The organism is Streptomyces sp. SID3343 (genome assembly GCF_009865215.1).
In the GTDB taxonomy this organism is placed as follows: Bacteria; Actinomycetota; Actinomycetes; order Streptomycetales; family Streptomycetaceae; genus Embleya.
Genome location: NZ_WWJX01001165.1, coordinates 15902 through 35147 on the forward strand (window position 1 = coordinate 15902; position 19246 = coordinate 35147).

Annotated in this window: 30 protein-coding genes; all 30 read left to right on the plus strand. The window is 65.6% G+C overall.

Going from position 1 to position 19246, the window contains the following annotated elements:
* Positions 1-127 precede the first annotated feature (127 nt).
* Positions 128-643 carry a DUF4190 domain-containing protein gene (locus GT354_RS36410; RefSeq protein ID WP_161360660.1) on the plus strand — a complete coding sequence of 172 codons (516 nt, stop codon included), beginning with the start codon at positions 128-130 and terminating at the stop codon, positions 641-643.
* Between the two features lie 459 nt (positions 644-1102).
* Complete coding sequence (gene rpsL, locus GT354_RS36415) at positions 1103-1477, plus strand: 30S ribosomal protein S12 (protein ID WP_020549242.1); 375 nt, start codon at positions 1103-1105, stop codon at positions 1475-1477.
* Positions 1477-1947 (plus strand): 30S ribosomal protein S7, encoded by a 471-nt coding sequence (gene rpsG, locus GT354_RS36420; protein WP_161360661.1) that lies wholly within the window; start codon positions 1477-1479, stop codon positions 1945-1947. Before rpsL ends, rpsG begins: the two co-directional genes overlap by 1 nt.
* A gap of 42 nt (positions 1948-1989) precedes the next feature.
* Positions 1990-4119 carry an elongation factor G gene (gene fusA, locus GT354_RS36425; RefSeq protein WP_161360662.1) on the plus strand — a complete coding sequence of 710 codons (2130 nt, stop codon included), beginning with the start codon at positions 1990-1992 and terminating at the stop codon, positions 4117-4119.
* Positions 4120-4251: 132 nt separating this feature from the next.
* A complete protein-coding gene (tuf, locus tag GT354_RS36430) occupies positions 4252-5445 on the plus strand; it encodes an elongation factor Tu (RefSeq protein WP_161360663.1) in 1194 nt (397 codons plus the stop codon).
* A gap of 528 nt (positions 5446-5973) precedes the next feature.
* Positions 5974-6282: a 30S ribosomal protein S10 gene (rpsJ, locus tag GT354_RS36435; RefSeq protein ID WP_020549238.1), complete on the plus strand. Its 309-nt coding sequence runs from the start codon at positions 5974-5976 to the stop codon at positions 6280-6282.
* Positions 6283-6295: 13 nt separating this feature from the next.
* Entirely contained in the window at positions 6296-6940 is a 645-nt protein-coding gene (gene rplC / locus GT354_RS36440) for a 50S ribosomal protein L3 (protein ID WP_161360664.1), read from the plus strand.
* Positions 6941-6944: 4 nt separating this feature from the next.
* Entirely contained in the window at positions 6945-7622 is a 678-nt protein-coding gene (gene rplD / locus GT354_RS36445) for a 50S ribosomal protein L4 (protein ID WP_161360665.1), read from the plus strand.
* Positions 7619-7960 (plus strand): 50S ribosomal protein L23, encoded by a 342-nt coding sequence (gene rplW / locus GT354_RS36450; protein ID WP_346012339.1) that lies wholly within the window; start codon positions 7619-7621, stop codon positions 7958-7960. Before rplD ends, rplW begins: the two co-directional genes overlap by 4 nt.
* A gap of 34 nt (positions 7961-7994) precedes the next feature.
* Positions 7995-8831, plus strand: a complete 837-nt coding sequence (gene rplB, locus GT354_RS36455) for a 50S ribosomal protein L2 (RefSeq protein ID WP_020549234.1) — start codon at positions 7995-7997, stop codon at positions 8829-8831.
* Positions 8832-8842: 11 nt separating this feature from the next.
* The gene (gene rpsS / locus GT354_RS36460) at positions 8843-9124 is read left to right on the plus strand and encodes a 30S ribosomal protein S19 (protein ID WP_020549233.1); all 282 of its coding nucleotides are present in this window, start codon (positions 8843-8845) and stop codon (positions 9122-9124) included.
* A gap of 43 nt (positions 9125-9167) precedes the next feature.
* Positions 9168-9512 carry a 50S ribosomal protein L22 gene (gene rplV / locus GT354_RS36465; protein WP_161360681.1) on the plus strand — a complete coding sequence of 115 codons (345 nt, stop codon included), beginning with the start codon at positions 9168-9170 and terminating at the stop codon, positions 9510-9512.
* Positions 9512-10384, plus strand: coding sequence for a 30S ribosomal protein S3 (gene rpsC, locus GT354_RS36470; RefSeq protein ID WP_161360666.1), 873 nt, complete (start codon positions 9512-9514; stop codon positions 10382-10384). The genes rplV and rpsC overlap by 1 nt, the downstream gene beginning before the upstream one ends.
* Positions 10385-10389: 5 nt before the next feature.
* On the plus strand, positions 10390-10809 hold the full coding sequence (gene rplP / locus GT354_RS36475; RefSeq protein ID WP_020549230.1) for a 50S ribosomal protein L16: 420 nt from the start codon (positions 10390-10392) through the stop codon (positions 10807-10809).
* On the plus strand, positions 10809-11042 hold the full coding sequence (rpmC, locus tag GT354_RS36480) for a 50S ribosomal protein L29 (RefSeq protein ID WP_161360682.1): 234 nt from the start codon (positions 10809-10811) through the stop codon (positions 11040-11042). Before rplP ends, rpmC begins: the two co-directional genes overlap by 1 nt.
* Entirely contained in the window at positions 11039-11320 is a 282-nt protein-coding gene (gene rpsQ, locus GT354_RS36485; protein ID WP_161360667.1) for a 30S ribosomal protein S17, read from the plus strand. The genes rpmC and rpsQ overlap by 4 nt, the downstream gene beginning before the upstream one ends.
* 62 nt (positions 11321-11382) lie before the next feature.
* A complete protein-coding gene (gene rplN / locus GT354_RS36490) occupies positions 11383-11751 on the plus strand; it encodes a 50S ribosomal protein L14 (protein ID WP_078975728.1) in 369 nt (122 codons plus the stop codon).
* A gap of 15 nt (positions 11752-11766) precedes the next feature.
* A complete protein-coding gene (gene rplX, locus GT354_RS36495; RefSeq protein ID WP_026217943.1) occupies positions 11767-12090 on the plus strand; it encodes a 50S ribosomal protein L24 in 324 nt (107 codons plus the stop codon).
* On the plus strand, positions 12090-12659 hold the full coding sequence (gene rplE, locus GT354_RS36500; protein ID WP_161360668.1) for a 50S ribosomal protein L5: 570 nt from the start codon (positions 12090-12092) through the stop codon (positions 12657-12659). The genes rplX and rplE overlap by 1 nt, the downstream gene beginning before the upstream one ends.
* Positions 12660-12704: 45 nt before the next feature.
* Positions 12705-12890, plus strand: a complete 186-nt coding sequence (locus tag GT354_RS36505) for a type Z 30S ribosomal protein S14 (RefSeq protein WP_161360669.1) — start codon at positions 12705-12707, stop codon at positions 12888-12890.
* Positions 12891-13081: 191 nt separating this feature from the next.
* Positions 13082-13480 carry a 30S ribosomal protein S8 gene (gene rpsH / locus GT354_RS36510; RefSeq protein WP_161360670.1) on the plus strand — a complete coding sequence of 133 codons (399 nt, stop codon included), beginning with the start codon at positions 13082-13084 and terminating at the stop codon, positions 13478-13480.
* 18 nt (positions 13481-13498) lie between these two features.
* Positions 13499-14038, plus strand: coding sequence for a 50S ribosomal protein L6 (gene rplF / locus GT354_RS36515; RefSeq protein ID WP_161360671.1), 540 nt, complete (start codon positions 13499-13501; stop codon positions 14036-14038).
* 2 nt (positions 14039-14040) lie between these two features.
* Positions 14041-14424 (plus strand): 50S ribosomal protein L18, encoded by a 384-nt coding sequence (rplR, locus tag GT354_RS36520; protein WP_161360672.1) that lies wholly within the window; start codon positions 14041-14043, stop codon positions 14422-14424.
* Positions 14425-14469: 45 nt separating this feature from the next.
* Positions 14470-15075: a 30S ribosomal protein S5 gene (gene rpsE, locus GT354_RS36525; RefSeq protein ID WP_020549220.1), complete on the plus strand. Its 606-nt coding sequence runs from the start codon at positions 14470-14472 to the stop codon at positions 15073-15075.
* The gene (gene rpmD / locus GT354_RS36530) at positions 15075-15257 is read left to right on the plus strand and encodes a 50S ribosomal protein L30 (RefSeq protein ID WP_020549219.1); all 183 of its coding nucleotides are present in this window, start codon (positions 15075-15077) and stop codon (positions 15255-15257) included. The genes rpsE and rpmD overlap by 1 nt, the downstream gene beginning before the upstream one ends.
* Position 15258: 1 nt before the next feature.
* Positions 15259-15717: a 50S ribosomal protein L15 gene (gene rplO / locus GT354_RS36535; protein WP_161360673.1), complete on the plus strand. Its 459-nt coding sequence runs from the start codon at positions 15259-15261 to the stop codon at positions 15715-15717.
* Between the two features lie 351 nt (positions 15718-16068).
* The gene (secY, locus tag GT354_RS36540) at positions 16069-17391 is read left to right on the plus strand and encodes a preprotein translocase subunit SecY (RefSeq protein ID WP_161360674.1); all 1323 of its coding nucleotides are present in this window, start codon (positions 16069-16071) and stop codon (positions 17389-17391) included.
* The gene (locus GT354_RS36545) at positions 17392-18045 is read left to right on the plus strand and encodes an adenylate kinase (RefSeq protein WP_161360675.1); all 654 of its coding nucleotides are present in this window, start codon (positions 17392-17394) and stop codon (positions 18043-18045) included. It begins immediately after the preceding gene.
* A gap of 95 nt (positions 18046-18140) precedes the next feature.
* Positions 18141-18932: a type I methionyl aminopeptidase gene (map, locus tag GT354_RS36550; RefSeq protein WP_161360676.1), complete on the plus strand. Its 792-nt coding sequence runs from the start codon at positions 18141-18143 to the stop codon at positions 18930-18932.
* A 67-nt stretch (positions 18933-18999) separates the two neighbouring features.
* The coding region (locus tag GT354_RS36555; protein WP_161360677.1) for a DUF1707 domain-containing protein at positions 19000-19246 on the plus strand (247 nt) is incomplete at its 3' end.

The following is a 19246-nucleotide window of genomic DNA, read 5'->3' on the forward strand; positions in this document are numbered from 1 at the left end:
CAGGGCCGTCACCCCTCGGGGTGGCGGCCCTGTCACATGTCCATACCTGTGTGTACGGACAGGCAACCGGTGCGCTTCAATCGATGCAACGATGCTGTCGCCACGCAGCCCCACCCCGGGAGAATCCATGACGACCCCTGGCGGGCCCGAGAAGGGCCCCTACGACCAGCAGCCGTACGTCGAGCCGCAGTCGCCCTACGGCGAGCAGGCTCCGTACGGGCAACAACCGCCCTACCAGGAGCCGCAGCACCCATACATGGACGCCCAGGCGCAGTACCCGGATCCGCAGGCGTACGGGCAGCCGCAGCAGCCCTACCCCTACGGCTACTACCAGCAGGGCTACGGCGGCTACATGCCGCAGCCGGGCACCAACGGCCTGGCGATCGCGTCGATGATCGTCGGCATCATCTGGATCTACTGGCTGGGCAGCCTGCTCGCGGTGATCTTCGGCCACATCGCGCTGTCCCAGACCGCCAGGACCGGGCAGCAGGGCCGCGGCATGGCCATCGCCGGGGTCGTGCTCGGCTGGGTGGGCCTGGCGATCCTGGGCGCGATCATCGTCTGGGCGATCTTCATAGCCGACGACGACGCCTTTTCCGAGATCATGCGCACGGCGTTCACCGGCCTGCGCGCCTCGCTGTAGCTCGGCGTCGATTCGCCCCGGGGGCGGCTTCGCCTCCCGGGGGAGGGCTCGTTCGCCTCCGGCCCGTTTGCCAGGTACGGTGGGGCGCGGAGGGTGATGTACCGCCCTGAACGATTCGGTGCTCCACCAGCGTGAGAGCGCCGGATTCCATGTCGTGGCGGGGGTCTTTCTTTTCGCTTTGACCTCTGCTGCTGTGGTAGGTAGTCTCTCTCCTTGTGCCTGGGGTGTCCCCGGGCTCTTGTGCCTGCGCTCACCGCAACCTTCATCGGATGCGTGCGTGGGACGGCGCAAGGGACCGACCCACTGCCTTCAAAGCAAGCACACTCCCAAGAACGGGCGACACGCCCGACCGCGGGGGTCGGACCTTGTGAAGGGTCCGGTGGTCGACGGGGATGCAGGCCGATTCAGACATTGCAGTCGCTAAAAAAGACCGCTCGGCACGAAGAAGACGGAGACGCGGTGCCCACGATCCAGCAGCTGGTCCGAAAGGGCCGCCAGGACAAGGTCGACAAGGCCAAGACTCCGGCGCTCAAGGGGAGCCCGCAGCGTCGCGGCGTGTGCACCCGTGTTTACACGACGACGCCGAAGAAGCCGAACTCTGCGCTTCGCAAGGTGGCCCGTGTGCGCCTCACGAGTGGCATCGAAGTGACGGCCTACATTCCCGGTGAGGGTCACAACCTCCAGGAGCACTCGATCGTGCTCGTTCGTGGTGGTCGTGTGAAGGACCTCCCCGGTGTCCGCTACAAGATCATTCGTGGTTCGCTCGACACCCAGGGTGTCAAGAACCGCAAGCAGGCGCGCAGCCGCTACGGCGCGAAGAAGGAGAAGAGCTAATGCCGCGTAAGGGTCCTGCCCCCAAGCGACCGGTCATCATCGACCCGGTTTACAACTCGCCGTTGGTCACCTCGCTGGTGAACAAGGTCCTTTCGCACGGCAAGCGCTCCGTCGCCGAGAAGATCGTCTACGGCGCTCTCGAAGGCTGCCGCGAGAAGACCGGTACCGACCCGGTCATCACGCTCAAGCGCGCCCTCGAGAACGTGAAGCCGACCCTCGAGGTCCGCAGCCGCCGTGTCGGTGGCGCGACCTACCAGGTGCCGGTCGAGGTCCGCCCGGGCCGCTCCACGACCCTCGCTCTCCGCTGGCTCGTCGGCTACTCCCGCGCTCGTCGCGAGAAGACGATGACCGAGCGTCTGATGAACGAGCTCCTGGACGCGAGCAACGGTCTCGGTGCCGCGGTCAAGCGCCGCGAGGACACTCACAAGATGGCCGAGTCCAACAAGGCCTTCGCGCACTACCGCTGGTAGTTCCACCCGCAACGACGAGAAGCCGAGAGAAGACAAGCCACGATGGCTACCACTGCTCTTGATCTGGCCAAGGTCCGCAACATCGGGATCATGGCCCACATCGACGCGGGCAAGACCACCACCACCGAGCGGATCCTGTTCTACACAGGCGTCAACTACAAAATCGGTGAAGTTCATGAGGGCGCTGCCACCATGGACTGGATGGAACAGGAGCAGGAGCGCGGCATCACCATCACGTCTGCCGCGACGACCTGCCACTGGACGCTCGAAGACGTCGATCACACGATCAACATCATCGACACCCCCGGTCACGTCGACTTCACCGTCGAGGTGGAGCGTTCGCTGCGCGTGCTCGACGGCGCCGTCACCGTCTTCGACGGTGTCGCCGGCGTGGAGCCGCAGTCCGAGACCGTTTGGCGTCAGGCCGACCGGTACGGCGTGCCGCGTATCTGCTTCGTGAACAAGCTCGACCGCACCGGCGCCGAGTTCCACCGCTGTGTCGACATGATCGACCAGCGACTGGGCGCGGTTCCGCTGGTCATGCAGCTTCCGATCGGTACCGAGATGGACTTCCAGGGCGTTGTCGACCTGGTCGCCATGAAGGCTCTGGTCTGGTCGGCCGAGGCTGCCAAGGGCGAGATGTACGACACGGTCGACATCCCGGCCACGCACACCGAGGCCGCCGCCGAGTACCGCGGCAAGCTGCTGGAGACCATCGCCGAGTACGACGACGAGATGATGGAGCTGTACCTGGAGGGCCAGGAGCCCACCACGGAGCAGCTGATGGCCGCGATCCGTCGCGCCACCATCGCCTCGACGCTCGGTGACAACAAGGACAAGCCGACGTTCACTCCGGTGTTCTGCGGCACCGCGTTCAAGAACAAGGGTGTTCAGCCCCTGCTCGACGCGGTCGTTCGCTACCTGCCGTCGCCGCTCGACATCTCGGGCATCGAGGGTCACGCGGTGAACAACGAAGAGGAAGTCATCGTTCGCCAGCCGAGCGATGCCGAACCCTTCGCCGGGCTGGCGTTCAAGATCATGCGCGACCCGCACCTCGGGAAGCTCACCTTCGTCCGGGTCTACTCGGGCGTCCTGGAAGCCGGCAGCTTCGTGCTGAACTCGGTCAAGGGTCGGAAAGAGCGCATCGGCAAGATCTACCGGATGCACGCGAACAAGCGTGAGGAAATCCCCTCGGTGGGCGCGGGCGACATCATCGCCGTGATGGGTCTCAAGGACACCACCACCGGTGAGACGCTGTGTGACCCGGCGAACCCGGTGATCCTCGAGTCGATGACGTTCCCGGCCCCGGTCATCGAGGTCGCGATCGAGCCGAAGTCCAAGGGCGCGCAGGAGAAGCTGGGTGTCGCCATCCAGTCCCTCGCGGCCGAGGACCCCTCGTTCCAGGTGCACAGCGACGAGGAGACCGGCCAGACCATCATCGGCGGCATGGGCGAACTGCACCTCGAGGTGCTGGTCGACCGGATGCGCCGTGAGTTCGGTGTCGAGGCCAACGTCGGCAAGCCGCAGGTGGCCTACCGCGAGACGATCCGCAAGGTCGTCGAGCGCGTCGACTACACGCACAAGAAGCAGACCGGTGGTACCGGTCAGTTCGCCAAGGTGCAGATCGCGTTGGAGCCGCTCGAGGGCGACGCCTACGAGTTCGTCAACAAGGTCACCGGTGGCCGTATCCCCAGGGAGTACATCCCCTCGGTGGACGCGGGCGCGCAGGAGGCCATGCAGTACGGCGTGCTCGCCGGCTACCCGATGGTCGGCGTGCGACTGACGCTGATCGACGGTGGCTACCACGAGGTCGACTCGTCCGAACTCGCCTTCAAGATCGCCGGTTCGCAGGCGTTCAAGGAAGCGGCTCGGCAGGCTTCGCCGGCTCTTCTCGAGCCGATGATGGCCGTCGAGGTCACCACGCCCGAGGACTACATGGGCGATGTGATCGGCGACCTCAACTCGCGTCGCGGCCAGATCCAGGCCATGGACGAGCGCTTCGGTGCACGCGTCGTCAAGGCTCTGGTCCCGCTGTCGGAGATGTTCGGCTACGTCGGCGACCTCCGCAGCAAGACCTCGGGTCGCGCAAGCTACTCGATGCAGTTCGACTCCTACGCCGAGGTTCCGAGGAACGTCGCCGAGGAGATCATCGCCAAGTCGCGCGGCGAGTAATCACCGCCACCGCGGCACCAGCGATACCAGGGGGACCCGGAGTCCGTTCGCGGACTCCGGTGCCTCCGCCCCGGCTCACCCCCGATACCCGACGTCGTACGGCGTAAAGAACCAGTCCACAGGAGGACCCCAGTGGCGAAGGCTAAGTTCGAGCGGACTAAGCCGCACGTCAACATCGGCACCATTGGTCACATCGACCACGGTAAGACGACGCTGACCGCGGCGATTACCAAGGTGCTGCACGACGCGTACCCGGACCTGAACCCCTTCACGCCGTTCGACCAGATCGACAAGGCACCGGAGGAGCGTCAGCGCGGTATCACGATCTCGATCGCGCACGTCGAGTACCAGACGGCGAACCGGCACTACGCGCACGTCGACTGCCCCGGGCACGCCGACTACATCAAGAACATGATCACCGGTGCCGCCCAGATGGACGGCGCGATCCTCGTGGTCGCCGCCACCGACGGCCCGATGCCGCAGACCAAGGAGCACGTGCTCCTGGCCCGCCAGGTCGGCGTTCCGTACATCGTTGTCGCCCTGAACAAGGCCGACATGGTGGACGACGAGGAGATCCTGGAGCTCGTCGAGCTCGAGGTTCGTGAGCTTCTCTCCGAGTACGAGTTCCCGGGCGACGACCTTCCGGTCGTGCGCGTCTCGGCGCTCAAGGCCCTCGAGGGCGACAAGGAGTGGGGCGCCAAGCTCCTCGAGCTCATGGCCGCCGTCGACGAGTCGATCCCGACGCCGCCGCGTGACACCGAGAAGCCGTTCCTCATGCCCGTCGAGGACGTCTTCACGATCACCGGTCGTGGCACGGTCGTCACCGGCCGCATCGAGCGTGGCATCGTCAAGGTCAACGAGACTGTCGACATCGTCGGCATCAAGGAGACCAAGACCACCACGACGGTCACCGGTATCGAGATGTTCCGCAAGCTGCTCGACGAGGGCCAGGCGGGCGAGAACGTCGGTCTGCTCCTTCGTGGCATCAAGCGCGAGGACGTCGAGCGCGGCCAGGTCATCATCAAGCCGGGTTCGGTCACGCCGCACACCGACTTCGTTGGCCAGGTCTACATCCTGTCGAAGGACGAGGGTGGTCGTCACACCCCCTTCTTCAACAACTACCGGCCGCAGTTCTACTTCCGTACGACGGACGTGACCGGCGTGGTGACCCTCCCCGAGGGCACCGAGATGGTCATGCCTGGTGACAACACCACCATGGACGTCGCGCTGATCCAGCCGATCGCCATGGAAGAGGGCCTGCGCTTCGCCATCCGTGAGGGTGGCCGCACCGTGGGTGCCGGTCAGGTCATCAGCATTCAGAAGTGACGAAATCCCGCCCGCCGGTCCACCTGGGTCGGCGGGCGGGGCTTTGTCCGGATCGTGATCCCACCCCCTAGGTGGGACGGGGATCCATCAGTCGAGGGCGCTCGCAAACCTGTGAGTGTCCCTCGATTGGCCAAGCCCGCCATTCGTGGGGCATACTAGCCAAGTTGCTCGGATAGACAACGGGCTGCGCCGTGCCTGTCACACAGACAAGGCCGCAGCGCTGGGCCCGTTGACTTCGAGCAATCGGTGGACTTCTGTCCTGCCACCCATGCAGCCGGCGTCGTCATTCAGTGACCTCGTGCCGTCCTTTCGCTTGCCGCAGCGAAGGTGACGCCGAGCGTCCGTTGCCCAGGCCCCCAGGCCGCCCGTTACCGGGTTTCCAAGGGGTGCTTGTGAGCAACAGAGCGACACGCCCGACCGCGGGGGTCGGCGGGGAAGGGAAACCCCAAGGGGTTTTCAGCCCAAGTCTTCTCCCCGTGTCAGCGGGGGTGATCCGCAGCGGTACGAGAGAAGGAATTCGAAGCAGCCATGGCGGGACAGAAGATCCGCATCAGGCTCAAGGCCTACGACCACGAGGTCATCGACAGTTCGGCGAAGAAGATCGTCGAGACGGTGACGCGTACTGGTGCGCAGGTTGCGGGGCCGGTGCCGCTGCCGACCGAGAAGAACGTGTACTGCGTCATCCGCTCGCCGCACAAGTACAAGGACTCGCGCGAGCACTTCGAGATGCGCACTCACAAGCGGCTCATCGACATCCTCGACCCCACGCCGAAGACGGTCGACTCGCTTATGCGTCTCGACCTGCCGGCCGGCGTCGACATCGAGATCAAGCTCTGAGGACGCACCGACGATGACGAAGCAGATGAAGGGCGTTCTGGGCAAGAAGCTCGGCATGACCCAGGTCTGGGACGAGAACAACCGCGTCGTCCCCGTGACTGTGGTCGAAGCCGGTCCCTGTGTCGTGACCCAGGTCCGCAGCGCCGACAACGACGGCTACTCCGCCGTCCAGATCGCGTTCGGCGCGATCGACCCCCGCAAGGTGAACAAGCCGCTTGCCGGCCACTTCGCCAAGGCCGGTGTGACGCCTCGCCGTCACCTGGTCGAGCTCCGTACCTCCGACGCCGGCGAGTACTCGCTCGGCCAGGAGATCACCGCCGAGGTGTTCGAGGCCGGCCAGAAGGTCGACGTCATGGGCACCTCGAAGGGCAAGGGCACCGCGGGCGTCATGAAGCGGCACGGTTTCAAGGGCCTCGGCAGCTCGCACGGTACGCAGCGCAAGCACCGTTCGCCCGGCTCGATCGGTGGCTGTGCCACCCCGGGTCGTGTGTTCAAGGGCGTGCGCATGGCGGGCCGTATGGGCAACGAGCGCGTCTCGACCCAGAACCTGACCGTCCACGCAGTAGACGCCGAGAAGGGTCTGCTCCTGATCAAGGGCGCAGTCCCCGGCCCCAACGGCGGCCTGGTCTTGGTGCGCACTGCGGCAAAGGGTGTGTGAGCTGATGACCAGCATTGATGTACTTTCCCCGGCCGGCGAGAAGACCGGGACGATCGATCTCCCCGAGGAGATCTTCAACGTCCAGGTGAGCATCCCGACGATCCACCAGGTCGTCGTGGCTCAGCTTGCTGCGGCTCGCCAGGGCACGCACAGCACCAAGCGACGCGGCGAGGTCCGCGGCGGTGGGCGCAAGCCCTACCGCCAGAAGGGCACCGGGCGCGCCCGTCAGGGCTCGACCCGCGCTCCGCAGTTCGCCGGTGGTGGCATTGTCCACGGCCCCAAGCCGCGTGACTACGACCAGCGGACCCCGAAGAAGATGAAGGCTTCCGCTTTGCGCGGCGCCCTCTCCGACCGGGCCCGTCACGAGCGTATTCACTGCGTTTCGGCACTGCTCGAGGGCGACGCGCCCTCGGCCAAGGCCGCGAAGACGCTGCTCGGCAAGATCAGTGAGCGCAAGAACGTGCTCCTGGTCGTCGAGAAGTCCGACACCGCCGCCTGGCTGAGCGCTCGCAACCTCCCGCAGGTGCACTTGCTCGAGGTCGGGCAGCTGAACACCTACGACGTGCTCGTCTCCGACGACGTGGTCTTCACGAAGGCCGCCCTGGAGCGTTTCATCGCCGGACCGGCGAAGGCCGCTTCGGCGGTTGCCGGCTCCGACGAGCTCGAAGGGAGCCACGCGTGAGCACCGACATCGTCGAGAGCACGACGAAGGTCACCAGCAAGACGTACACCGACCCGCGTGACGTTCTGTTGAAGCCGGTCATCTCCGAGAAGAGCTACGGGCTCATCGACGAGAACAAGTACACGTTCATCGTGCACCCGGATGCCAACAAGACCCAGATCAAGCAGGCCGTCATCGCGGTCTTCGGAGTCAAGGTCGAGAGCGTCAACACGATCAACCGAGTTGGTAAGCGCAAGCGCACCAAGACCGGTTTCGGTAAGCGCAAGGACACGAAGCGCGCGATCGTCACCCTTGCAGAGGGCGAGCGGATCGACATCTTCGGTGGACCCGTCGGCTGACGGCCGCTGATACGGACGAGGACTAAGAGAAGCCATGGGCATCCGCAAGTACAAGCCGACGACGCCGGGCCGTCGTGGCGCCAGCGTCGCCGACTTCGTCGAGATCACGCGGTCCGAGCCGGAGAAGTCGCTGGTCCGCCCTCTGCACAGCAAGGGTGGTCGTAACAACCACGGCCGTGTGACTGCTCGCCACCAGGGTGGCGGCCACAAGCGCGCGTACCGACTGATCGACTTCCGGCGCAACGACAAGGACGGCGTTCCGGCGAAGGTCGCTCACATCGAGTACGACCCGAACCGCACCGCGCGCATCGCTCTTCTGCACTACGCGGACGGCGAGAAGCGCTACATCCTGTGCCCGAACAAGCTTAAGCAGGGCGACCGGATCGAAAACGGTCCGGGCGCCGACATCAAGCCGGGCAACAACATGCCGCTCCGGAACATCCCGGTCGGTACGGTTATCCACGCCATCGAGCTCCGCCCCGGTGGCGGCGCGAAGATCGCCCGCTCCGCGGGTGTGAGCGTGCAGCTGCTGGCCAAGGAGGGTGCTCACGCGACCCTCCGGATGCCTTCCGGGGAAATTCGCCTGGTCGACGTCCGTTGCCGTGCAACGGTCGGCGAGATCGGCAACGCCGAGCAGTCGAACATCAACTGGGGCAAGGCCGGCCGCATGCGCTGGAAGGGCAAGCGCCCGACCGTCCGCGGTGTGGCGATGAACCCCATCGACCACCCGCACGGTGGTGGTGAGGGCAAGACCTCTGGTGGTCGCCACCCGGTGAGCCCCTGGGGTAAGCCCGAGGGTCGTACTCGCCGGCCGAAGAAGGCCAGCGACAAGCTCATCATCCGCCGCCGCAAGACGAACAAGAAGCGCTAGGAGCAGTCTCGATGCCGCGCAGTTTGAAGAAGGGACCCTTCGTCGACGGCCACCTCATCAAGAAGGTGGACGTACAGAACGACAAGGGAACCAAGAACGTCATCAAGACCTGGTCCCGCCGCTCCATGATCGTCCCGGCGATGTTGGGTCACACGATCGCGGTGCACGACGGCCGCAAGCACGTCCCGGTGTTCGTGACCGAGTCGATGGTCGGCCACAAGCTCGGCGAGTTCGCGCCGACTCGGACCTTCCGCGGTCACGAGAAGGACGACCGGAAGTCGCGTCGTCGCTGACGCGGCGAATCGCATGGATATCGAGATGAGCAAGGGGACGTCGATGGAAGCCAGGGCTCAGGCGCGGTACATCCGCGTCACGCCCATGAAGGCCCGCCGTGTGGTGGACCTCATCCGTGGCATGAGTGCCGCGGAGGCCCAGGCGGTCCTGCGATTCGCCCCGCAGGCCGCGAGTGAGCCGGTCGGCAAGGTGCTTGACAGCGCCATTGCCAACGCCGGCCACAACCACAACTTGGACACGAACAACCTGTACGTGTCCGCCGCCTACGTGGACGAGGGTCCGACCCTCAAGCGTTTCCGTCCGCGGGCACAGGGCCGGGCGTACCGCATCCGCAAGCGCACCAGCCACATCACTGTGGTTGTCGCCGAGAAGGAGAGGACCCGCTAGTGGGCCAGAAGGTTAACCCGCACGGGTTCCGTCTCGGCATCACCACGGACTTCAAGTCCCGGTGGTACGCCGACAAGCTGTACAAGGACTACGTCGGAGAAGACGTCGCCATCCGTCGGATGATGACGAAGGGCATGGAGCGGGCGGGCATCTCGAAGGTCGAGATCGAGCGCACCCGTGAGCGTGTCCGCGTCGACATCCACACCGCCCGGCCGGGCATCGTCATCGGCCGTCGTGGTGCGGAGGCCGACCGCATCCGCGGTGAGCTCGAGAAGCTCACCGGCAAGCAGGTTCAGCTGAACATCCTCGAGGTCAAGAACCCCGAGGTGGACGCTCAGCTGGTCGCGCAGGGTGTGGCCGAGCAGCTCTCCAGCCGCGTGTCCTTCCGCCGTGCCATGCGCAAGGCGATGCAGAGCTCCATGAAGGCCGGAGCCAAGGGCATCAAGATCCAGTGCGGTGGACGCCTGGGTGGGGCAGAAATGTCGCGCTCGGAGTTCTACCGCGAGGGTCGGGTGCCGCTGCACACGCTGCGCGCCAATGTCGATTACGGCTTCTTCGAGGCCCGCACGACCTTCGGCCGCATCGGCGTCAAGGTGTGGATCTACAAGGGCGATGTGAAGAACATCGCCGAGGTCCGCGCCGAGAACGCCGCTGCCCGTGCCAGCAACCGTCCCGCACGTGGTGGCGCTCCCGAGCGTCCCCGTCGTGAGGGTGGCGGCGGCGGTCGTGGCGGCGAGCGCGGAGGCCGTGGCGGTGGCCGCGGTGGTCGTCCGCAGCAGAACGACGCGCAGGCGACCGGGTCCTCGGACTCCGGCTCTGCGCCGGCCGCCGAGGCTGTGACCCCGGCGCCCGACTCCGGATCGGAGGCCTGACCCCGATGCTGATCCCCCGCAGGGTCAAGCACCGCAAGCAGCACCACCCCAAGCGCGGTGGCCGCGCCAAGGGCGGCACGGAACTGGCGTTCGGCGAGTACGGCATCCAGGCCCTGGGCCAGGCGTACGTGACCAACCGTCAGATCGAGTCCGCTCGTATCGCCATCACGCGGCACATTCGCCGTGGTGGCAAGGTGTGGATCAACATCTACCCCGACCGTCCGCTGACCAAGAAGCCTGCCGAGACCCGCATGGGTTCCGGTAAGGGCTCGCCCGAGTGGTGGGTCGCGAACGTGAAGCCCGGTCGGGTGATGTTCGAACTGTCGTACCCGAACGAGAAGGTGGCTCGTGAGGCGCTTACCCGCGCCGTGCACAAGCTGCCGATGAAGTGCCGGATCGTCCGGCGCGAGGCTGGTGAGGCGTGATGGCGGCCGTTACCAAGGCGTCCGAGCTCCGCGAACTCGGTGACGAGGAAGTCGTCGCCAAGCTCCGCGAAGCCAAGGAGGAGCTGTTCAACCTCCGTTTCCAGGCGGCGACCGGGCAGCTCGAGAATCACGGGCGGCTCAAGGCTGTCCGCAAGGACATCGCCCGGATCTACACGCTGATGCGCGAGCGTGAGCTCGGTATCGACGTGCAGGAAACCGGAGGTGCGGCGTGAGCGAGAAGACTGAGATGACTGAAGCAACCCGGGGTTTCCGCAAGACCCGCGAGGGCCTCGTCGTCAGCGACAAGATGGACAAGACCGTCGTCGTCGCCGTCGAAGACCGCGTGAAGCACCCGTTGTACGGCAAGGTCATCCGCCGCACGAACAAGCTGAAGGCTCACGACGAGCAGAACGCCTGTGGCGTCGGTGACCGTGTCGTCCTCATGGAGACTCGGCCGCTGTCCGCCAGCAAGCGTTGGCGCATCGTCGAGATCCTCGAAAAGGCCAAGTAGCGAGCGCCGGTCGCCCCACCATCCGTGGGTCGTGACCGCGACGTGACGATCAGGAGTTAGACGTGATCCAGCAGGAGTCGCGACTGCGAGTCGCCGACAACACGGGTGCGAAGGAGATTCTCTGCATCCGTGTGCTCGGTGGCTCCGGCCGGCGCTACGCGGGCATCGGGGACGTCATCGTTGCCACCGTCAAGGACGCGATCCCCGGTGGCAACGTGAAGAAGGGCGACGTCATCAAGGCAGTCGTCGTACGGACTGTCAAGGAGCGCCGGCGTGTCGACGGCTCCTACATCCGCTTCGACGAAAACGCCGCGGTCGTCCTGAAGAACGACGGCGAGCCCCGTGGTACCCGTATTTTCGGTCCGGTCGGCCGTGAGCTTCGTGAGAAGAAGTTCATGAAGATCATCTCGCTTGCGCCGGAGGTGCTCTAACCCATGGCGAAGGCGATGAAGATCAAGAAGGGTGACCTGGTACAGGTCATCACCGGTAAGGACAAGGGCAAGCAGGGCAAGGTCATCGCGGCCTACCCGCCGAAGGAGCGCGTCCTGGTCGAGGGCGTCAACCGGATCAAGAAGCACACCAAGGTCGGTCAGTCCGCCAAGGGTGCCAAGACCGGTGGCATCATCACCCAGGAAGCATCCATCCACGTCAGCAACGTGATGCTGGTTGTGGAGAAGGACGGCAAGAAGGTCCCGACGCGGACCGGCTTCCGGTTCGACGACGAGGGCAACAAGATCCGGTACGCCAAGCGAACCGGTGAGGACATCTGATGACGGTCACCACTGAGGCGCGTGAACTGCCTCGTCTGAAGCAGCGCTACCGCGAGGAGATCCTCGGCAAGCTGCGTGAAGAGTTCTCGTTCGAGAACGTCATGCAGGTTCCGGGTGTCACCAAGATCGTGGTCAACATGGGTGTGGGCGATGCCGCTCGCGACTCCAAGTTGATCGACGGCGCGATCAAGGACCTGATGGCCATCACCGGCCAGAAGCCCCAGGTCACGAAGGCCCGCAAGTCCATCGCGCAGTTCAAGCTGCGCGAGGGTCAGCCGATCGGCGCGCACGTTACGCTGCGCGGCGACCGCATGTGGGAGTTCCTGGACCGTCTTCTGTCGATCGCGCTGCCGCGTATCCGCGACTTCCGCGGTCTCTCGCCGAAGCAGTTCGACGGCCGCGGTAACTACACGTTCGGTCTCACGGAGCAGTCGATGTTCCACGAGATCGACCAGGACAAGATCGACCGAGTTCGCGGCATGGACATCACTGTGGTGACCACGGCCAAGAACGACGACGAGGGCCGCGCTTTGTTGCGTCTCCTCGGCTTCCCGTTCAAGGAAGCGTGAACAGTCGCCTCGGCGGCTGAGGATCGCAACAAGGAGAACTGAGACGTGGCGAAGAAGGCCCTGATCGCAAAGGCTGCTCGGAAGCCGAAGTTCGAGGTTCGTGGCTACACGCGCTGCCAGCGCTGTGGCCGCCCTCACTCGGTGTACCGCAAGTTCGGCCTGTGCCGCGTGTGCTTGCGCATGATGGCGCACGCCGGCGAACTGCCTGGCGTGACCAAGAGCAGCTGGTAGTTCGATCGCGGTCGCCTCGGCGACTGATGATCGTGACTCGGCAATCGGCCGCCCCGTTGGGGCGATCGAGAACAGTAACGACGTCGTAGGTCCCGCACCGCAGTCGTCGCCCCGCCGCCCTCTTTCGGGAGGGCGGCGGGGCGAGGGATCGCATGCCGGGAAACCACGGCGAGAAAGGCCTTGAGGCCGTCATGACCATGACCGACCCCATCGCAGACATGCTCACTCGTCTGCGGAACGCCAACTCGGCATACCACGATGACGTCGTGATGCCGTTCAGCAAGATCAAGTCGCACATCGCGGAGATCCTCCAGCAGGAGGGTTACATCCAGGGCTGGCGCGTCGAGGACGCGGAGGTGGGCAAGAAGCTCACCATCGTCCTCAAGTACGGCCCGAACCGCGAGCGCTCGATCGCCGGCGTCCGCCGCGTGTCGAAGCCCGGTCTGCGGGTGTACGCAAAGTCCACGAACCTGCCGAAGGTGCTCGGTGGCCTCGGCGTCGCGATTATCTCGACGTCGACCGGTCTCCTCACCGACAAGCAGGCGGCCAAGAAGGGCGTGGGCGGGGAAGTCCTCGCCTTCGTCTGGTAAGGGAAGGGAAGGAGAGCCATGTCGCGAATTGGACGGCTGCCCATCCCGGTTCCCACCGGCGTGGACGTCACCATCAATGGCCGCGAGGTTGTCGTGAAGGGCCCCAAGGGTTCCCTGTCGCACACCATCGCCGCCCCGATCGAGATCGCCAAGTCGGACGACGGCACCCTTGCGGTGACGCGTCCCGATGACGAGCGACGCTCGAAGGCCCTTCACGGGCTGTCCCGGACGCTGGTGGCGAACATGATCACTGGTGTGACCCAGGGATACATCAAGAAGCTCGAGATCAGCGGTGTCGGTTACCGTGTCGTGGCGAAGGGCTCCTCGCTGGAGTTCGCGCTGGGATACAGCCACCCCATCGTCATCGAGGCCCCGGAAGGCATCACCTTCGCGGTTGAAGCCCCGACCCGTTTCTCGGTCGAGGGCATCGACAAGCAGAAGGTCGGTGAAATCGCCGCGAACATCCGCAAGCTGCGGAAGCCCGACCCGTACAAGGCCAAGGGCGTCAAGTACGCGGGCGAGGTCATCCGCCGCAAGGTCGGAAAGGCTGGTAAGTAGGCATGGCTGTCGGCGTGAAGACCGGCAAGGGCGTTGCGAAGAAGTCTGTCGCACGCAAGCGCCGGCACATTCGGGTGCGGAAGAAGGTTTCCGGCACCCCGCTGCGGCCCCGTCTCGTCGTGAGCCGTTCGACGCGACACATGGTCGCGCAGGTTATCGACGACATCGCCGGCCACACACTCGCTTCGGCTTCCACGATGGACTCGTCCATCCGTGGTGGCGACGGTGACAAGACCGCGCAGGCTCGCAAGGTCGGCGAATTGGTCGCCGAGCGCGCGAAGGCCGCCGGTGTCGAGGCCGTCGTGTTCGACCGTGGTGGCAACAAGTACCACGGCCGTATCGCCGCTCTCGCGGATGCCGCACGCGGTAACGGGCTCACCTTCTGAGCCCGACCGGGACAAGCTTCGAACGACAGATGTGAGGACATTCTGATGGCTGGACCCCAGCGCCGCGGTGGCGGCGCCGGCGGCGGCGAGCGGCGGGACCGGCGGGATCGACGTGATGGTGGCGCAGCCGCCGAGAAGACCGCTTACGTCGAGCGCGTCGTCGCGATCAACCGCGTCGCCAAGGTCGTGAAGGGTGGTCGTCGCTTCAGCTTCACCGCGCTGGTCGTGGTTGGCGATGGCGATGGCACCGTAGGTGTCGGTTACGGCAAGGCCAAGGAGGTGCCGGCCGCGATCGCCAAGGGTGTTGAAGAGGCCAAGAAGCACTTCTTCAAGGTCCCCCGTATCCAGGGCACCATCCCGCACCCGATTCAGGGCGAGAAGGCTGCCGGCGTCGTACTGCTCAAGCCGGCGTCGCCGGGTACCGGCGTCATCGCCGGTGGCCCCGTGCGCGCCGTACTCGAGTGCGCCGGCATCCACGACGTACTGAGCAAGTCGCTCGGTTCGTCGAACCCCATCAACATCGTGCACGCGACTGTCGCGGCGCTCCAGGGGCTCGTTCGCCCCGAGGAGATCGCCGCCCGTCGTGGCCTGCCTCTGGAGGACGTGGCCCCGGCCGCGCTTCTGCGGGCCCGCGCGGGGGTTGGTGCGTAATGGCACGTCTCAAGGTCACGCAGACCCGATCGAAGATCGGTGGCAGGCAGAACCAGCGGGACACTCTCCGTTCGCTCGGTCTCAAGCGCGTCCACGACGTGGTCGTCAAGGAAGACCGCCCGGAGATCCGCGGCATGATCGCGACGGTGTCGCACCTCGTCACCGTCGAGGAGGTCGACTGACATGGGTGCTGACAACCCGCTGAAGGTGCACCACCTGCGGCCCGCCCCGGGCGCCAAGACCGCCAAGACCCGCGTGGGTCGTGGCGAGGGCTCCAAGGGCAAGACCGCAGGTCGTGGCACCAAGGGCACCAAGGCTCGTTACCAGGTGCCGGCCCGCTTCGAGGGTGGGCAGATGCCGCTGCACATGCGGCTGCCCAAGCTCAAGGGCTTCAAGAACCCGTTCCGGGTCGAGTTCCAGGTCGTGAACCTGGACAAGATCGAGGCCCTGTACCCCGAGGGTGGCGAAGTCACCGTCGAGGGTCTGATCGAGCGTGGCGCGGTTCGCAAGAACCTGCCCGTGAAGATCCTGGGCACCGGCGAGATCGCGGTTGCCGTCCAGGTGAAGGTGCACGCCTTCTCCGGCTCGGCGAAGACCAAGATCGCCGCCGCGGGCGGGTCGACCGACGAACTGTCGGTCTGATCCCACTCGCGGATACGGAAGTTGATCGTCATGGCCCGTTCGGATCGGTACCGAACGGGCCTTGACGTCTTCCGGAAGCTATAGCGCAGGGGCGCCTCGCCGGTAAGGTGGTGGCGCCCCTGTGGTTTGCTGTGCGTGGGGGTTCCGTTGCTCCACAGCCCCATCACATGACGTGTCCCTTTTTTTGCCATGTGTTGTGCCCTGTCGCTTAAACGTCGGGCCGGTGCGATACTTCCGGGCCGTCGTCGCTGTTATTGTCCGTGAGGTTCCTTCAGGGACCTGCCAGTGGTCCCTCGGGGACCGACGACTCGATCGACTCGCCCCTAAGACGGGTGAGGCGCAGGAGGCAGTGTGCTCACCGCGTTCGCCAGGGCGTTCCGCACGCCCGACCTGCGCAAGAAGCTGCTGTTCACGCTGGGGATCATCGTCCTGTTCCGGATCGGGTCCCACATCCCGGTCCCAGGCGTCTCTTTCGAGATGGTGCGCGCTTGCGTAGAGGACTCCAACAAGAACAGCCTGTTCGGCCTCGTGAACATGTTCAGCGGCGGTGCGCTGCTGCAACTCACCGTCTTCGCGCTCGGGATCATGCCGTACATCACGGCGAGCATCATCCTGCAGCTGCTCACCGTCGTGATCCCTCGACTCGAAGCCCTCAAGAAGGAGGGCCAGTCGGGCACGGCGAAGATCACGCAGTACACGCGCTACCTGACCATCGCGCTGTCGATTCTCCAGTCGACCGCGCTGATCGCCACGGCCCGCACGGGCGCGTTGTTCTCCAGCGCCTCCAGCGCGACCTGTAAACCCGAGGGCATCGTGCCCGACGACTCGCTCTTCCGGGTCGTCGTCATGGTCGCGGTGATGACCGCCGGTACGTCGACGATCATGTGGCTCGGTGAGCTGATCACCGACCGCGGCATCGGCAACGGCATGTCGATCCTGATGTTCGTCTCGGTCGCCGCCGGCTTCCCGGCCGCACTGTGGACGATCAAGGAGCAGGGCACCATCGGCGGCGGTTGGGTGCCGTTCTTCACCGTCATCGCCATCGGCCTGGTCATGGTCGGCCTGGTGGTCTTCGTGGAACAGGCACAGCGCCGGATCCCGGTGCAGTACGCCAAGCGCATGATCGGGCGTCGTGCCTACGGCGGGACCTCGACCTACATCCCGCTCAAGGTGAACCAGGCGGGCATCATCCCCGTCATCTTCGCCTCGTCGCTGCTGTACATCCCGGCCCTCATCGCACAGTTCAGCGGTGGCAATTCCGGCTGGTCCGTGTGGATCGAGCGGAACTTCGTCAAGGGTGATCACCCGCTCTACATGATCACGTACTTCCTGCTGATCGTCTTCTTCGCGTTCTTCTACGTGGCCATCACGTTCAACCCCGAAGAAGTAGCCGACAACATGAAGAAGTATGGTGGCTTCATTCCGGGCATCCGCGCCGGTAGACCGACCGCGGAGTATCTGAACTACATCCTCACCAGGATCACGTGGCCCGGATCGTTGTACCTGGGCATGATCGCGCTGGTACCCAGCATCGCGCTCGTGCTCTTCAACGCCAACCAGAACTTCCCGTTCGGCGGCACGAGCATCCTGATCATCGTGGGAGTGGGTCTGGAAACCGTGAAGCAGATCGAGAGTCAGCTCCAGCAGCGCAACTACGAAGGCTTCCTCCGCTAAATGCGTATCGTTCTCGTGGGGCCTCCCGGCGCGGGTAAGGGAACCCAGGCCCAGTACATCGCCGCCGACCTGTCGATTCCCGCCGTCTCGACCGGTGACATCTTCCGCGCCAATGTGAGTCAGGGCACCCCGCTCGGTCGCGAGGCCAAGACCTACATGGACGCGGGCAACCTCGTACCCGACGAAGTGACCATAGGCATGGTCCGGGAGCGCCTCGCGCAGCCGGACGTGACCCGGGGTTTCCTCCTCGACGGGTTTCCTCGCAACACCGCCCAGGCCAAGGTGCTCGACGAGATCCTCGCCGAGAACGGCACCGAGCTGGACGTGGTGCTCGAGCTCAAGGTCGACGACGAGGAGATCATTCAGCGGATCTCCGGCCGTAGGCAGTGCCGCGCACACGGCCACGTGTGTCACATCCTGACCGACCCGCCGAAGGTCCCCGGGATCTGCGACGAGTGCGGTAGCGAGTTGTACCAGCGCGACGACGACCGCGAGGAGACCGTCAGGCATCGCCTCGACGTGTACACGGAGCAGACCGAACCCTTGGTCGGCTACTACTCCGAGCGGGGTCTGCTCCTTGCGATCGAGGCGACCGGCCCGGTCAAGGAGGTCACCGCTCGCGCGATGAACGCACTTCGGGAGTTCGGCGCCTGACCGGCGTCGACCGCGACAGACATCACACATGGGCGATCCGGGGAAACCCCGGGTCGCCCATGGTTGTTTTCCAGCGAAGGACCGTGAGGACGAGAATGCCGGTGTTCAAGAAGCGACACATGCGGCTGGAGCGCAAGACTCCCGAGCAGATCGAGAAGATGCGCCGGGCCGGGGCCGTGGTCGCGAACACGCTGGCCACCCTGCGGGAGGCGGCGGTGGACGGGATCAGCACGGCCGAGTTGGACGCGATCGCCGAGCGGGAGATCCGGGCGGCGGGCGCGATTCCCTCGTTCAAGGGCTACCACGGCTTCCCGGGCTCGATCTGCGCGTCGGTCAACGACGTGATCGTGCACGGCATCCCGGACGACACGGTGCTGCGCGACGGCGACTGCATCTCGATCGACTGCGGCGCGATCCTGGACGGCTGGCACGGCGACTCGGCGATCACCGTGCCGATCGGTACGGTCCGCCCCGAGGTCCTGGAACTGAGCAGGGTGTGCGAGCAGTCGATGTGGGCCGGCATCGAGGCCGCGGTGGCCGGCGGGCGGTTGACCGACATCAGCAACGCGATCGAGAAGTCGATCCGCTCGAACCCGCTGCCGGGCGGCGCGAAGTACGGCATCGTCGAGGACTTCGGCGGCCACGGCATCGGCACCGAGATGCACCAGGATCCGCACTTGCTCAACTACGGCCCCGCGGGCCGCGGGCCGCGCCTGGAGGTCGGGGTGTGCCTGGCCATCGAGCCGATGGTCACCCTGGGCAAGCCGGACACGTACACGCTCGCCGACGAGTGGACGGTCAAGACCACCGCGGGCGGCCACGCGGCGCACTGGGAGCACTCGATCGCGATCACCGAGGACGGCCCGGTGGTGCTCACGCGCCCGTGAGAGCGCACCGCGGATAGTGGGGCTGGCCCCATGTACGGGGCGCTCACGCGTGCCTAGTGTCGACGGCATGGTGAGAAATCCGACCATGCGGGCGTCCGACGCGGACCGTGAAGCGGCGGTGGCGCTCCTGCGCGACCACCACACGGTCGGGCGGCTGACGCCGGCAGAATTCAACGAGCGCATGGGGGCCGCCTTGGAGGCGGTCACGCTGGGGGAGTTGGCCCGGCTGATCTCCGATCTGCCGCCGCCGGATCACCTGGAGGCCGATGTCGAGGTGATCCGCGCGCGGATGGCCGCCGAGGAGGCGCGAGCGC